Origin of the sequence: Nocardioides sp. OK12 (genome assembly GCF_024341885.1) — a bacterium.
GTDB classification, from domain to species: Bacteria; Actinomycetota; Actinomycetes; order Propionibacteriales; family Nocardioidaceae; genus Nocardioides; species Nocardioides marinisabuli.
In genome coordinates this window covers 108,914-122,561 of record NZ_BNET01000006.1, presented here as the reverse complement: position 1 = coordinate 122,561, position 13,648 = coordinate 108,914, and the positions used below count along the sequence as shown (strand labels likewise).

Annotated in this window: 15 protein-coding genes; 8 read left to right on the top strand and 7 right to left on the bottom strand. The window is 73.6% G+C overall.

What is annotated here, in order from left to right; genetic code table 11:
* Positions 1 to 15 precede the first annotated feature (15 nt).
* Complete coding sequence (gene zwf / locus OCU29_RS15970; protein ID WP_261820696.1) at positions 16 to 1,449, bottom strand: glucose-6-phosphate dehydrogenase; 1,434 nt, start codon at positions 1,447 to 1,449, stop codon at positions 16 to 18.
* A gap of 115 nt (positions 1,450 to 1,564) precedes the next feature.
* Here zwf and OCU29_RS15965 point away from each other — a divergent pair, with 115 nt between their 5' ends.
* Together OCU29_RS15965 and OCU29_RS15960 are read left to right on the top strand one after the other, a co-directional pair.
* Positions 1,565 to 1,759, top strand: a complete 195-nt coding sequence (locus OCU29_RS15965) for a hypothetical protein (RefSeq protein ID WP_261820695.1) — start codon at positions 1,565 to 1,567, stop codon at positions 1,757 to 1,759.
* An 87-nt stretch (positions 1,760 to 1,846) separates the two neighbouring features.
* A complete protein-coding gene (locus OCU29_RS15960) occupies positions 1,847 to 2,359 on the top strand; it encodes a DUF427 domain-containing protein (protein WP_261820694.1) in 513 nt (170 codons plus the stop codon).
* Here OCU29_RS15960 and OCU29_RS15955 read toward each other — a convergent pair whose 3' ends face one another.
* Complete coding sequence (locus tag OCU29_RS15955; RefSeq protein WP_261820693.1) at positions 2,360 to 3,340, bottom strand: glycoside hydrolase family 6 protein; 981 nt, start codon at positions 3,338 to 3,340, stop codon at positions 2,360 to 2,362. It abuts the gene before it with no gap.
* A gap of 112 nt (positions 3,341 to 3,452) precedes the next feature.
* Positions 3,453 to 4,313 carry an SDR family oxidoreductase gene (locus OCU29_RS15950; protein ID WP_261820692.1) on the bottom strand — a complete coding sequence of 287 codons (861 nt, stop codon included), beginning with the start codon at positions 4,311 to 4,313 and terminating at the stop codon, positions 3,453 to 3,455.
* A 99-nt stretch (positions 4,314 to 4,412) separates the two neighbouring features.
* On the opposite strand from OCU29_RS15950, the gene OCU29_RS15945 reads away from it, so the two are divergent.
* The 3 genes from OCU29_RS15945 (at position 4,413) to OCU29_RS15935 (ending at position 6,187) form a co-directional block, all read left to right on the top strand.
* Positions 4,413 to 5,030 carry a TetR/AcrR family transcriptional regulator gene (locus OCU29_RS15945; protein ID WP_261820691.1) on the top strand — a complete coding sequence of 206 codons (618 nt, stop codon included), beginning with the start codon at positions 4,413 to 4,415 and terminating at the stop codon, positions 5,028 to 5,030.
* A gap of 108 nt (positions 5,031 to 5,138) precedes the next feature.
* Complete coding sequence (locus OCU29_RS15940; protein ID WP_261820690.1) at positions 5,139 to 5,564, top strand: DUF4440 domain-containing protein; 426 nt, start codon at positions 5,139 to 5,141, stop codon at positions 5,562 to 5,564.
* 23 nt (positions 5,565 to 5,587) lie between these two features.
* Positions 5,588 to 6,187 (top strand): hypothetical protein, encoded by a 600-nt coding sequence (locus OCU29_RS15935; RefSeq protein WP_179614775.1) that lies wholly within the window; start codon positions 5,588 to 5,590, stop codon positions 6,185 to 6,187.
* Here OCU29_RS15935 and OCU29_RS15930 read toward each other — a convergent pair.
* The 4 genes from OCU29_RS15930 to OCU29_RS15915 all read right to left on the bottom strand — a co-directional run bounded on the left by OCU29_RS15930 (position 6,165) and on the right by OCU29_RS15915 (position 9,371).
* A complete protein-coding gene (locus tag OCU29_RS15930; RefSeq protein WP_261820689.1) occupies positions 6,165 to 7,385 on the bottom strand; it encodes an MFS transporter in 1,221 nt (406 codons plus the stop codon). The genes OCU29_RS15935 and OCU29_RS15930 overlap by 23 nt on opposite strands.
* Positions 7,386 to 7,422: 37 nt before the next feature.
* A complete protein-coding gene (locus tag OCU29_RS15925; protein WP_261820688.1) occupies positions 7,423 to 8,340 on the bottom strand; it encodes a GNAT family N-acetyltransferase in 918 nt (305 codons plus the stop codon).
* 123 nt (positions 8,341 to 8,463) lie between these two features.
* Positions 8,464 to 9,060, bottom strand: a complete 597-nt coding sequence (locus tag OCU29_RS15920; protein ID WP_261820687.1) for a YceI family protein — start codon at positions 9,058 to 9,060, stop codon at positions 8,464 to 8,466.
* A gap of 164 nt (positions 9,061 to 9,224) precedes the next feature.
* The gene (locus tag OCU29_RS15915) at positions 9,225 to 9,371 is read right to left on the bottom strand and encodes a hypothetical protein (protein WP_261820686.1); all 147 of its coding nucleotides are present in this window, start codon (positions 9,369 to 9,371) and stop codon (positions 9,225 to 9,227) included.
* Positions 9,372 to 9,524: 153 nt separating this feature from the next.
* Here OCU29_RS15915 and OCU29_RS15910 point away from each other — a divergent pair, with 153 nt between their 5' ends.
* From OCU29_RS15910 to OCU29_RS15900, 3 genes are all read left to right on the top strand, one after another.
* Positions 9,525 to 9,818 (top strand): hypothetical protein, encoded by a 294-nt coding sequence (locus OCU29_RS15910; protein ID WP_261820685.1) that lies wholly within the window; start codon positions 9,525 to 9,527, stop codon positions 9,816 to 9,818.
* A 59-nt stretch (positions 9,819 to 9,877) separates the two neighbouring features.
* Positions 9,878 to 11,722, top strand: coding sequence for a glutamine--fructose-6-phosphate transaminase (isomerizing) (gene glmS / locus OCU29_RS15905; RefSeq protein ID WP_261820684.1), 1,845 nt, complete (start codon positions 9,878 to 9,880; stop codon positions 11,720 to 11,722).
* 130 nt (positions 11,723 to 11,852) lie between these two features.
* Positions 11,853 to 13,643: a DEAD/DEAH box helicase gene (locus tag OCU29_RS15900; RefSeq protein WP_370463676.1), complete on the top strand. Its 1,791-nt coding sequence runs from the start codon at positions 11,853 to 11,855 to the stop codon at positions 13,641 to 13,643.
* Positions 13,644 to 13,648 lie beyond the last annotated feature (5 nt).

Sequence of the window (13,648 nt, the reverse complement as noted above, 5' to 3'; positions counted from 1 at the left end):
CCCGGCCGGCGCCGCTCAGCGCCCCAGGTGCCAGCCGCCGCGGGCCAGGTCGAGGGCGGCCTGGGGGCCCCACGAGCCCTGCTCGTAGGAGTGCACCTCGGGGGGCGAGTCGAGCACCGGCTGGCAGACCTCCCAGATCCGCTCGACCTCGTCGGAGCGGGTGAAGAGGGTGCGCTCGCCGCGCAGCACGTCGAGCAGCAGCCGCTCGTAGGCCTCCAGCGGGTCGCCCTCGTCGACGTCCTCGGCGAAGTCGAGGCTCATCACCGCCTTGACCAGGTCCATGTCGGGCCCGGGCTTCTTGGCCTGCAGCTCGACGTGCACCTGCGGCTGGTCGGTCAGCTCGAGGACCAGCTCGTTGCAGGCCACGGAGCCGTTGAAGATCTCGGTGTGCGGCGTGCGGAAGCGCAGCGTGATGGTGCGCCGGCCCTCGGCGAGCGCCTTGCCGGTGCGCAGGTAGAACGGCACGTCGCGCCAGCGGTCGTTGTCGATCCAGGCCTCGAGGGCCACGAAGGTCTCGACCTCGGAGTCGTCGGCGACGTCCTCGTCGTCGCGGTAGCCCTCGAACTGGCCCAGCACCACGCGGGAGGGGTCGAGCGGGCGCATCGCGGCGAAGACGGCCGACTTCGCGTCGCGCAGCTCGTCGGCGTCGAAGCGGCAGGCCTCCTCGAGCGCCACCAGGCCCAGCAGCTGGGTCAGGTGGGTCGAGATCATGTCCCGCAGCGCGCCCGTGGACTCGTAGAAGCTGCCCCGGCCCTCGAGGCCGAGGTCCTCGGGCACGTCGATCTGCACCGAGTCGATGTGGCGGGCGTTCCAGGACGGCTCGAAGAGCCCGTTGGCGAAGCGCAGCGCCAGGATGTTCTGCACCGCCTCCTTGCCCAGGAAGTGGTCGATGCGGAAGACCTGCTCCTCGTCGACGACCTCCTTGAGGGCCGCGTCGAGCTCGCGGGCGGAGTCGAGGTCCAGGCCGAACGGCTTCTCCACGACCAGCCGCGCCCGCTCGGTCAGCTCCTCGCGCCCGAGCATCGCGATCATCGGCTCCATCGCCGCCGGGGGCACCGACAGGTAGACCAGCCGGCGTACCCCGTCGGTGCCCCCGTCGGCCCCGAGGCTCTCCTCGGCCGCGCGCACCGCGGCCGCCAGGTCGGCGCCGTCGTCGGCGTCGGAGGTGCAGAACGACACCCGCTCCAGCAGCGCGTCGGCCACCTCGTCGTCGAGGTCCTCGACGCTCTCGCCGAGCGCCTCGCGCACCTGCTGGCGGAACTCGTCGTCGCTGCCGGGGGAGTGCCGCCCGCTGCCGATGACGGCGTACTCGTCGGGCAGGCGGCCCTGCGCCGCCAGGCGGTAGAGGCCCGGGAAGAGCTTGCGGGCCGCCAGGTCGCCGGTGGCGCCGAAGAGCACCATGACGTGCGGGGCGAGGGCCTCTGTGGTCGAGCTGCTGGGGTGGGTCACAGGTCATGCCTACCGGGTCGCGCAGGGGCCACGGCCATCCCCAAGGGTGGGGGGATGTGGCCACAGAACGGTCACGACCGGCGCCTCACCCCTTCTGGCCTGGCACTATGGAGGGATGACACTCGACATGCAGGGGGCCACGGCGGCCATCGAGGAGTACTTCGGCCACGAGGTGCTGACCGACGAGCCCACCTGGGCGAGCGTGCTCATCGACCAGGCGCCCGCCACCTACGAGAGCGCCGAGGACCTCACCACGGCCCTCGAGCTGATGCACCTGCGCCACGCGCAGGAGCAGCCCGCCACCGACTGACCCCACCGCGAGCCGGCCGGTTCGAACGAGCCGACTCGGCGCGGGCACCGACGAGGTGCGGTTGGTGCGTGGGAGTTCACTGGCGCCATGCGCCCCCGACCTGAGAAGCCCGGCCCCGGGCAGGAGTCCGTGTGGGACTACCCGCGCCCGCCGGCGCTGGAGGAGTCCTCCGAGAGCATCGAGGTCGAGCTGCGCGGTGTCGTCGTCGCCCGCACCACCCGGTCCTGGCGGGTCCTGGAAACCAGCCACCCGCCGACCTACTACCTGCCGCGCGAGGCCTTCGCCGAGGGCGTGCTGCGGCCCACCGACGGCTCGTCGGCCTGCGAGTGGAAGGGGTACGCCGCCTACTTCGACCTCGTGGGCGGCCCGGGCCCCGACGGCACGCCGGTGGTCGCCCCGCGGGCGGCGTGGACCTACCCGGCCCCGACGCCGGCCTTCGCCGCGCTGGCCGACGCGGTCGCGGTCACGCCGCTGGCCGTCGACGCCTGCCGGGTCGACGGCGAGGTCGTGGTGGCGCAGGAGGGCGGGTTCTACGGCGGCTGGATCACCAGCCGCGTCGTCGGGCCCTTCAAGGGGATCCCGGGCTCCTGGGGCTGGTAGTCAGCAGCCGGGGCCCGGGTCGTCGCGGCCCAGCAGCCGGTCGGCGAGCAGGTCGCACCACTGCCCCGACGAGGGTCCGCCGTTGACCGGGCCGTCCGACTCGCCGGGGTGCTTGACCCACAGCGTGCCGTCGAAGCGACCGTCGAACCGCATCTTCGGCGGCTTGCCCAGGCGCGCCCAGGTCGGGTTGGTGACGTCGCCGTCGACGGGCTTGCGGGCGCCGTTGCGCGAGGTGTCCACGACGTAGCGCAGACCCTTGACGCCGTCCTGGCGCAGCGAGCGCAGCAGCGTCTCGGCGTACGCCTTCTCCTGGCCGAGCCGGCGGTAGTTGGCGACGTTGGTGCTGATGCCGCGGCCCAGGCCGACGCCGGCCTTCTTCAGCAGCCGCGCGCGGTCGGCGTACGGCGTCCAGCCGGAGTGGGCGGCGTCGAGGTAGACCCAGGCGCCGGCCCTGCTCAGCTTGCGCACGGCGCTGCGCAGGAGCAGCAGCCGCTCGCGGCCGTTGGCGCACTCGTCGTGGCCGTAGAAGCCGATCGCGTCGGGCTCCACGACGACCAGGGCCTTGCTGCCCCTGGCGCCGGCGGCGACCTCGGCCACCCAGGAGCGGTAGGCGTCGGCGCCGGGGAGGCCGCCGGAGGAGTACAGGCCGCAGTCGCGGTCGGGGATCGCGTAGACGACCAGCATCGGCGTCTTGCCGGCCTGCGCCGCGCGCGAGGTGTAGGCCCGCACGACGTCGGCCACCTGGTCGCGCGGGTAGTACTCGTTGGAGAGCCACAGCGCCTGCGCGCGCTTGGCGATGTCGGCGTACGCCGGACCCTGCTGGGCGGCGGGCATCAGCGGGTCGACGAAGAGCCCCTGGGTCCTGCGGGGGTCGCGCTCGGCCAGCGCGGGCGCGTCGGCGCCGGCCTGGGGCGGGAGCCCGGTCAGCGCGAGCCCGGCCGCGACCAGGAGCGCCGCGCACCGGGAGCGGGAGGTGGGCACGAGCACGAGGGTACGGAGGTTCCGGGGCGCAGGGGGTCGGTTCGCGCCGACTCGGTGCGAAGTACGGGCCGGGTCAGCGCGACATTCGGGCCGGGTCGGCGAGGTGGGCTGGTCAGCGCTGGGCGCGCTGCTCGTAGCCGGCGCGGGCGCCCTGGTCGACGTCGCTGAGGCTGGAGTCGGCGTGCAGGGCGTGGCTGACGAGGCGGCGCACCCGGCGCGGGAGCGCGTTGCTGGTGTGGAACAGCCCCTTGGCGTAGCCGGGCACCCAGGTCTCGAAGCGTGGGCGGCGCACGACGTCGAGCACGGTGTCGGCGACCTGCTCGGGGGTGCAGGGCCGCATGCCGCGGGTGGCGGCGACCCCGGCCGACAGCTCGGTGGCGACCACGGTGGGCAGCACGCACGAGACGTGCACGCCGTGCGGTGCGAGCTCGCCCATCGCCGCCTCGGAGAAGCCGAGGACCCCGAACTTGGAGGCGGAGTAGACCGCACCGCCGGCGAGCCCGAGCCGGCCCACGGCGGAGGCGATGTTGACGACGTGGCCGCGGCGCCGCTCGACCATGCCGGGCGCGACCAGCCGGGTGCCGGTGACCACGGCGCGCAGGTTGACCCCGAGGGCCTTGTCGATGACGGCGTCGGGCTGCTCGAGCACCGGGCCCAGCGGCATGATGCCGGCGTTGTTGACCAGGACCTCCACGGGTCCCCAGGCCTGCGCCTCGTCCACCAGGGCGGCGAAGGACGCCCGGTCGGTGACGTCGAGGTGCACCCCGCGCACCCGGTCGGGGGCACCGGTGGCCGCGCCCACGGTGCGGGCCGCGTCGCGGGCGGCCTCGACGTCGAGGTCGCCGAGCAGCACCAGCGCGCCCGCGGCCGCGAAGCGCCCCGCCGTGGCGAGACCGATGCCGCGGGCACCCCCGGTCACCACGACGACTCGGTCACGGACGGCGGGCAGGTGCGGAGCAGGGATTCGGGCCACGCGCAGATCGTCATTCAGGCAGGACGTCCTGTCAATACTCTCGACGGGCACGCTGCCGGGGTGGTCGGCGCACCCGCCCGCCCGTGGCACCATGCCCCCATGGCCGTCAAAGCGGGTCGCTACCGCGGGCAGAGCGCCCAGGAGCGTGTCGCCGCGCGCCGTGAGCAGCTGGTCGCCGCGACCCTCGAGGTGTGGGCGCGCGTCGACGGGCCGCCGGTGACGATGACCCGCATCTGCGCCGAGGCCGGCCTGACGGAGCGCTACTTCTACGAGCAGTTCGCCAACCTCGACGAGGCGCTGCTGGCGCTGCTGGCCGAGATCACCGACGAGATCCGCACCGTCGTCGACGAGGCCATCACCAGCACCGAGGGCGGCCCCGCCGAGCGGGTGCGGGCCGCGGTGGCGGCCTTCGTGCACGTCATCACCGACGACCCGCGCAAGGGCCGGGTCGCGATCCTGCGCGGTGCCGCCCGCCCGACCCTGAGCGGCCCGCGCAGCGCGATGCTGCGCGGCTTCGGTGCGTACGCCGCCTCCGAGGCCGCCGCGCTCTACGGCACCGACGCGCTGGAGGGCCGCGACGGCGAGCTCGCCGGGCTGATGTTCATCGGAGGCGTGGAGAAGCTGGTCTCGGCCTGGCTGGAGGGCTCCATCGACGCCGAGCCCGACGACATCGTCGACGCGGCCACCCGCGCCTTCGACCGGCTCGGCCACAACTGAGCACGGTCGACGGGCGACCGGACTGGCGGCTCTTCCTGCTGGCGACCGCCGGTGCGACGATGAGAGGTCCGGCCCGCATGGGGCGGGTCGGTCATCCCGGAGGTCCCGATGAGCGACACCCTCGACACCACGAGCAGCACCACGACCGACGCCCTGCGCGACGAGCTGCGGTCCCGCGACGCCGCCTGGTCGGCGGCCGCCTCGTCCGGCGCCCCGCTGGAGGAGGTCCTGGAGTACTGGAGCGACGACGCCGTCGTCGTGCCACCCGGCATGGACGAGGTGCGCGGCAAGGACGCGCTGCGCGCCTACGTCACCGCGAGCACGGCCATCCCCGGCTTCCGCATCTCGTGGGAGACCGGCGAGATCGAGCTCTCCGACGACGGCTCGATGGCCTGGATCCGGGGCACCAACCGGGTCGAGATGACCGGCGAGGACGGCACACCCGTGGTCATGGAGGGGCGGGTCCTCACGACGTGGCGCCGCGAGGGCGGCACCTGGCGCTGCACCAACGACATCTGGAACGCCGGGGGGTGAGGCCCGGCCCCTAGGCTCGCAGCATGCGTCAACGCTTCCACGGCCGGATCGCCGGCGTCGGCAGCACCACCGGCGTGCGCGTGGTCGTCGGGCGCTGGGACCGGACCCCGTGGGGCCCGTTCTCCGACGCGATGGTCGCGCTGCCCTCGGGTCACCGGCTGCTGCTGGCCCCCACCGAGCGGGTCGCCGAGTTCATCGCCTCGACCTACACCTTCGACGAGGTCCGGGTCGAGGCCTTCGAGACCACCGGCCCGGCCGGTGCCTGGTCGGTGCGGGCCGACTCCCTCGAGCTCGACCTCGACGTGGGCGGGCGCACCCCGCTGGGCCGGCTGCTGGGCCTGGTACCCGACCCGGTGGCGACGTCGCCCGCCTTCTGCGCAGCGGTCGACCCGGTCGCCCGGGTCGTGATGCGGGGCGTGCGGACCCGCGGGTCGGCCGGCCACGGGCGCCGCGAGTGGTACGGCGCCACCGACCACCACGCGGTGACCGCGATCCGGGGACGGCTGGAGGGGCGGGACCTCGGCGCGCTCGCGCCCGTGCACCCCGCTCCCGACTTCGGCTTCTCCTCCACCCCCCGCCGGCCCTCGGTCACCTCGGTGGTCACGACCGTCGAGGTGCCGTGATCCGACCCAGGCGCAGCATCGCCAGCGCGCCCAGCGCCGGGCCCGGCGCGAGCAGCCAGAAGGCGTAGCGCCACCCGACCGCGTCGGCGAGCAGCGGCAGCAGCTGGATGGTCACCACCGAGAGCGTGAAGCCGATCGCGGTCTGCACGCTCAGCGCGGTGCCGACGTAGCGCTGGTCGGTGCTCTCGCTCAGCGCGGTGGAGAAGACCCCGGAGTCGGCGATCACCGACGCGCCCCACACCAGCAGGAAGACCACCAGCAGCACCGGTCCGGTCGACCAGAGCAGCGGGGCGAGCAGGCAGCAGGCCGCGCTGGTCGCCATCGCGGCGACGGCCGCGGCCGAGCGGCCGTACCGGTCGGCGCCCCAGCCCCCGAGCAGGGCGCCGACGAGACCCGCCACGCCCACGGTCAGGAAGGTCAGCGCGCTCACCCCGGCCCCCGAGAGCTCCCACGCCGGCTGGTGCACGAGGAAGGCCGGCAGCCAGGTCCACAGCGCGTAGAGCTCCCACATGTGGCCGAAGTAGCCGAGGTTGGCCAGCAGCGGGGCGCGGCTGCTGAGCCCGGCGAGCGCGTGCCGTGCCTGCGGGCGCTGGCCCGGCGCCAGCAGCGGCCCGGGGCGCAGCACCGTGAGCGCCACGAGCCCGGCGCCGAGGGTGAGGGCGGCGGCGGTGAGCATCACCGCGCGCCACGGCAGCGGCCCCGAGGCGCTGATCAGGTGCGGCAGCGCCGAGCCGAGGGTCAGCGAGCCGACGAGCACGCCGAACGCGCGACCGCGGTCGACCGGCAGCGACCAGGAGGCCATCAGCTTCATGCCGACCGGGTAGACCCCGGCGAGGAAGGCCCCGGTCAGGAAGCGCAGCGGCAGGGCCAGGGCCAGCCCGTCGGCGGCCAGCGCCAGCAGCGACGTCGACGCGGCCGCGCCGAAGGCGCACAGGGCCACCAGCCGCTGCGGCGGCATCCGGTCGGGCAGGTTGAGCACGCTGGAGGTCAGCGCCCCCACGACGAAGCCGATCTGGACCGCACCGGTCAGCCACACCACCGAGGTGTCGCCGAGCCCCCACTCGCCGCGCAGCGTGGGCGCGATCGCGGTCGCCGAGAACCACACCGCCAGCCCGAGCACCTGGATCAGGGCGATGAGCGAGCGCTGCAGCCCGGCCCCGTGCAGGTCGGGCTGCGTGGTGCTGGTCGGGCTGCTCACCGGGACAGCCTCCCAGAGGTCGCCGGGACGGCCCGGCTCAGAGGTCGATCGCGCGGTTCACCCAGGTCGAGGAGACGACCATCCCGACCTTCTCGTAGAGCCCGAGCGCCCCGGTGCGCGAGTCGGTGGAGAGGTAGCAGCGGGTCGCCCCGTGCTCCCGGGCCAGGGCGAAGGCGTCGACCAGCATCGCCGCGGCCAGGCCCTGCCCACGACGGTCGCGACGTACGCCGACCTTGGCGACGTAGCCGCCCCCGCCGGCCAGGTGCACGTGGGTGGCGCCGACCAGGACGCCGTCCGCGTCGTGCACCAGCCGCAGGTTCCAGGGCTGGTGGCCCTCGCGGTCCCAGACCCGCGCGCCGAAGTCGGCCAGCGGCTGGCGGGGCCGTTCGGCCCACTCCAGGAAGCAGTCCTCGAGCAGCGTCCAGGCCGCCTCCCGGTCGGCCGGGTCGGCGTCGCGCAGCGTGTGCCCGGCGGCCAGCGGGGCGGCGGGCATGGTGACGCCCTCGGGCAGCTCCAGGTCCCAGGCGGTCCAGCGCACCCGGTAGCCCAGGGCGGCCATCAGCCGGTCGGCGGCGCTGTCCTGCGGCACCTGGCTGCCGACCCGCGTGGCGCCACGCTCCCGGGCGCGCTGCTGCACCCACCCTGCGAGCCAGGTGCCGATGCCGCGACCCTGGTGGGCGGGGTCGACCGCGGCGTAGGCGACGTCGTCACCGGCGTGGTCGACGTAGGCCACGAGCCGCCCGCCGGCCGCGGGGTCCTCGACGCCGACGGCGCTCGAGGCGAGGTCGTAGCTGGGACGCAGCCAGTCGGCGCGGATGTCCTCGACGTCGACCTCGGGCGCGCCGAGGTCGACCGTCTCCTCGGCGCGCACCAGGTCGGCCACGGCCGCGGCGTCGTCGAGGGTCAGGGTGCGGGTGCGCAGCCCGGGGGGCAGCGGTGCCGGCGTCGTGCTCATGCGCCGATGGTGCACCCGGGCGGGCACCCCCGGCACCTGATTTCCGCGGCGGGCGCCCGGGACGTCGTACGGGCAGGACGTCCGTCCGTGCCTGGGGCATGACGTCCCGGGGCCGCGCAGGGATCAGGCGTTGCGGATCGCCGAGACGTCGAAGTCGAGCTTGATCTTCTCCGACACCAGCACGCCACCGGTCTCGAGGGCCGCGTTCCAGGTCAGGCCCCAGTCCTTGCGGTTGATCGAGGTGCCGCCCTCGAAGCCGATGCGCAGGTAGCCGAACGGGTCCTGGGCCGAGCCGGTCGACTCGAACTCGATCGTGACCGGCTGGGTGACGCCCTTGATGGTCAGGTCGCCGGCGATGGTCCAGTCGTCGCCGTCGCGGGTGACGTGGGTGGAGACGAAGGTGATCTCGGGGTGGTTCTCGGCGTCGAAGAAGTCGGCGGAGGCCAGGTGGGCGTTGCGGTCGGCGTTGCCGGTGTCGATCGAGGCGGTGCGGATGGTGAGGGAGACCGAGGAGGCGGCCGGGTCGGCGGTGTCGACGTGGGCGGTGCCCGACCAGTCGGTGAACTGCCCGCGCACGGTGGTGACCATCGCGTGCCGGGCGCTGAAGCCGAGGCGGCTGTGGCTGGCGTCGATGGTGTAGTCGCCGGAGATGTCCTCCAGGGCGGCGGTGGGCGCGTCGAAGGCGTGGGCGGTGGTGTCGTTCTTGCGGAAGATGGCCATGGGGTGCTCCTGGGAAGTCGTGGGTGAAGATTCAACTACCTAAGCCATGGCGCCGCGAGATCATTCCCGGGCCGCAGATCTTTTTCTCGACGGGGTCCGGGAACGCGAACGAGCCGCGTCCCGGTGGGACGCGGCTCGTGCGACTGGATGGGGTGCGGGACGCCTCAGGCAGCCTGGGTCGCCGGCACGGGTGCGGCGGCCGGGGCGGGCTGGGGCGTGGTCCACCGCGACTCCAGGTGCGAACGTCCGTCCGCGTCGGTCACCAGCACCCAGCTGCGAGTGGGGCCACCGGTCATCTGCGAGTCCGTCATCGGACACCTCCTGTTCACCTTCTGTTCACCTAACATAACACCCCTCTCGGGCCGCTGACCACCGGAAGTGAAGATCCGAGCCGATGCACCGGTTCTTGCCCGGAATCGGGCAGGATCTTGCGTCGACGACCCCCTATCGAGCAGATTGACGGGGTGACGGTCGTGCAGCGGGGGATTGGCGCCCCCGACCCGGTGGCGCCCCTGGTGCAGCACCTGGTGGCCACCACCGGCCTCGACGAGGCCGAGGCGCGCCGCGTCGTCGGTGACGTGGTGGCCTTCCACCGCGAGAGCGTCGAGGACTACGTACGCCGTCGCCACGCCGCGCTGCAGCTGCGCGGGCTGCGCAACCCCGAGATCTTCACGCGCGTCGCGGCCGAGCTGGCCGAGCGCGTCGTGGCCCCGCCCACCCTGTCCGAGCGCCAGCTGCGCCGGATGATCTACGGCTGAGCCGTCCAGCACCCTTCAACCGGCCCTCAACCGGCCCCAACCAGCCAGGAGACACCAGCATGTGCGGAATCGTCGGCTACATCGGCACCCAGCAGGCCGCCCCCCTGCTCCTCGAGGGCCTCGGGCGCCTCGAGCACCGCGGCTACGACTCCGCCGGCATGGCGGTGCTGGGCACCGCCGGCGCGCTGCGGGTGGCCAAGCGCTCGGGCCGGGTGCGCGACCTCGCCGAGGAGCTGCCGGCCCGCTTCGGCGGCAAGGTCGGCATCGGGCACACCCGCTGGGCCACCCACGGCCCGGCCACCGACCACAACGCGCACCCCCACACCGACGTCGCCAGCCGCGTCGCTGTGGTGCACAACGGCATCCTCGACAACGCCTCGTCGCTGCGCGCGATGCTCACCGACGAGGGCGTCGAGCTGTCCTCCGACACCGACACCGAGGTCATCGCCCACCTGGTGGCCCGCTCCGGCGCCGACACCCTCGAGGGCCGGGTCGCCGACGCCCTCAGCGCCGTCGAGGGCACCTACGGCCTGGCGGTCGTGCACGCCGACTTCCCCGACCGGATCGTGGTGGCCCGCAACGGCAGCCCCCTGATCGTCGGTGTCGGCGACAAGGAGATGCACGTGGCCAGCGACCTGGCCGCGCTGGTGCGCTACACCACCACCGTCGCCTACCTCGACGACGGCGAGATGGCCACCGTCACGGCGCAGGGCTTCACCACCTACCGCCACGACACCGCCCAGCTGCACCGCACCCACCGCGACGCCTCGCGCGTCGACGTCGACCCGGCGGCGTACGAGATCGGCGAGCACGAGTCGTTCATGCACGCCGAGATGCTCGACCAGCCGCGCGCGGCCGAGCGGGTGCTGCGCGGGCGCCTCGACGAGCGGTTCGGCACCTCCCACCTCGGCGGCCTCAACCTCGACGCCCGCGAGCTGCGGGCGATCCGCCGGGTCAAGATCCTGGGCTGCGGCTCGGCGTACTACGTGGGGCAGATGGGGGCCTCCATGATCGAGGAGCTCGCCCGCATCCCCGCCGACGCCGAGGCGGCCAGCGAGTTCCGCTACCGCGACCCGGTCATCGAGCCCGACACCCTCTACGTCGCCGTCAGCCAGTCGGGCGAGACCATCGACACGCTGCTGGCGGTGCAGGAGATCCGGCGCAAGGGCGGTCGCGTGGTCGGGCTGGTCAACGTCGTGGGCAGCGCGATCGCCCGCGAGTGCGACGGCGGCATCTACCTGCACGCCGGCCCCGAGGTCGCGGTGGCCAGCACCAAGGCGCTGACCACGATGTTCCTGGCCTTCTCGCTGCTCGCGCTCCAGCTCGGTCGGGTGCGCGACCTCTCCATCGCCGACGGCAAGCGGCTCATCGCCGGGCTGCAGCGGCTGCCCGAGCAGATCCAGTCGGTCCTCGACCGCGACGGCGAGCTCGAGGAGGTCGCCCAGCGCCTCGCCGAGGCCGACAGCCTGTTCTTCATCGGCCGGGTGCGCGGCTTCCCGGTCGCCCGCGAGGGCGCGCAGAAGTTCAAGGAGATCACCTACCGCCACGCCGAGGCCTACCAGACCTCCGAGCTCAAGCACGGCCCGCTGGCGCTGATCAGCGAGGCGGTGCCGACCGTGGCGCTGGTGCCCGACGACGAGCTCGTCGAGCGCAACGTCGCCGCGCTCCACGAGATCGCGGCGCGCCGCGGACCGCTGGTGGTCGTCACCCACGAGGGCGTGGACCTGGGCGACCTGTCGGCCGCCCCCGGCACGCACCGCATCGACGTACCCCGCAACGAGCGCGAGATCGACCCGATCCTGCTGACGATCCCGCTGCAGGTGCTGGCCTACCACGCCGCGAAGCACCTCGGGCTCGACGCCGACAAGCCCCGCAACCTGGCCAAGTCGGTCACCGTGGAGTGAGCCCGGCAGTGAGCCGTGCAGTGGGCCGGACAGTGGGTCGGGCAGCGGGTCGGGGAGGGCCCCGGAGGGTGCGGGTGATCCAGGCCACCGCGCGCAGGAATCGGGGCCCACGCCCGCGACCCACTACCTTATGGCAGTGACTTCCTCTGACACCGACCCCACGACCGTCGACGATCAGGTGCCGACCTTCGTCGATCTCGGTCTGTCCGAGCCGGTGCTCAAGGCACTGTCCGACGTGGGCTACGAGACCCCGTCGGCCATCCAGGCCGCCACGATCCCGACCCTCCTCGAGGGCCGCGACGTCGTGGGCCTCGCGCAGACCGGCACCGGCAAGACCGCCGCGTTCGCCCTGCCGATCCTCTCCAACCTCGACATCGCGCAGAAGAGCCCGCAGGCGCTCGTGCTCGCCCCCACCCGTGAGCTCGCGCTCCAGGTGTGCGAGGCGTTCGAGAAGTACGCCGCCCGGATGCGCGGCGTGCACGTGCTGCCGGTCTACGGCGGCCAGGCCTACGGCGTGCAGCTCTCCGCGCTGCGTCGCGGCGTCCACGTGGTCGTCGGCACCCCCGGCCGGATCATGGACCACCTCGACAAGGGCACCCTGGACCTGTCGCAGCTGCGCTTCCTGGTCCTCGACGAGGCCGACGAGATGCTCAACATGGGCTTCGCCGAGGACGTCGAGACGATCCTGGCCGAGACCCCCGACGACAAGCAGGTGGCGCTGTTCTCGGCCACCATGCCCGCGCAGATCCGCCGGCTCTCCAAGCAGTACCTGAGCAACCCGGCCGAGATCACCGTCAAGCGCAGCGCGACGACCGCCGCCAACATCACCCAGCGCTACCTCACGGTCTCCTACCCGCAGAAGGTCGACGCCCTCACCCGCATCCTCGAGGTCGAGAACTTCGAGGGGATGATCGTCTTCGTCCGCACCAAGAACGAGACCGAGACCCTGGCCGAGAAGCTGCGCGCCCGCGGCTACTCCGCGGCCGCCATCAACGGCGACGTCGCCCAGGCGCAGCGCGAGCGGACCGTCAACCAGCTCAAGGCCGGCAAGCTCGACATCCTGGTCGCCACCGACGTCGCCGCCCGCGGTCTCGACGTCGAGCGGATCAGCCACGTCGTCAACTACGACATCCCCACCGACACCGAGTCCTACGTGCACCGCATCGGCCGCACCGGCCGCGCGGGACGCACCGGCGACGCGATCTCCTTCATCACCCCGCGCGAGCGCTACCTGCTCAAGCACATCGAGAAGGCCACCAAGCAGCCGCTGACCCAGATGCAGCTGCCGACCGCCGAGGACGTCAACTCCACCCGGCTGGCGCGCTTCGACGACCAGATCACCGAGGCGCTGGCCAACACCGCGCGCATCGACCGCTTCCGCGACATCGTGGCCCACTACGTGCGCGAGCACGACGTGCCCGAGGTCGACGTGGCCGCGGCCCTGGCGGTGCTCTCGCAGGGCGAGACCCCGCTGCTGATCGACCCCGAGGCCGACCGGGCCCGCGCCCAGCGCGAGGAGCGCCGCTCCGAGCCGGGCGGTCGCGACGAGCGGGCCGGCAAGGCCCGCGCCGAGCGGGCCCCGCGCCGCGGCGGCGACACCAACCTGGCGACGTACCGCATCAACGTGGGCAAGCGGCACAAGGTCGAGCCGCGCCAGATCGTCGGGGCGCTCGCCAACGAGGGCGGGCTCTCGCGCAGCGACTTCGGCAAGATCCAGATCCGCCCCGACTTCTCGCTCGTCGAGCTGCCGGCCGACCTGGGCCCGGAGGTGTTCTCGGCCCTGGCCGAGACCCGCATCTCCGGCAAGCTGATCGAGCTGCGCGCCGACAACGGCCCCCGCAGCTCCGTGGCGCGCCCGCCCCGCGGCGACAAGCCCGCGGGCGACTTCGACCGCAAGAAGGCGCGCCACAAGAAGCCGTAGGGACG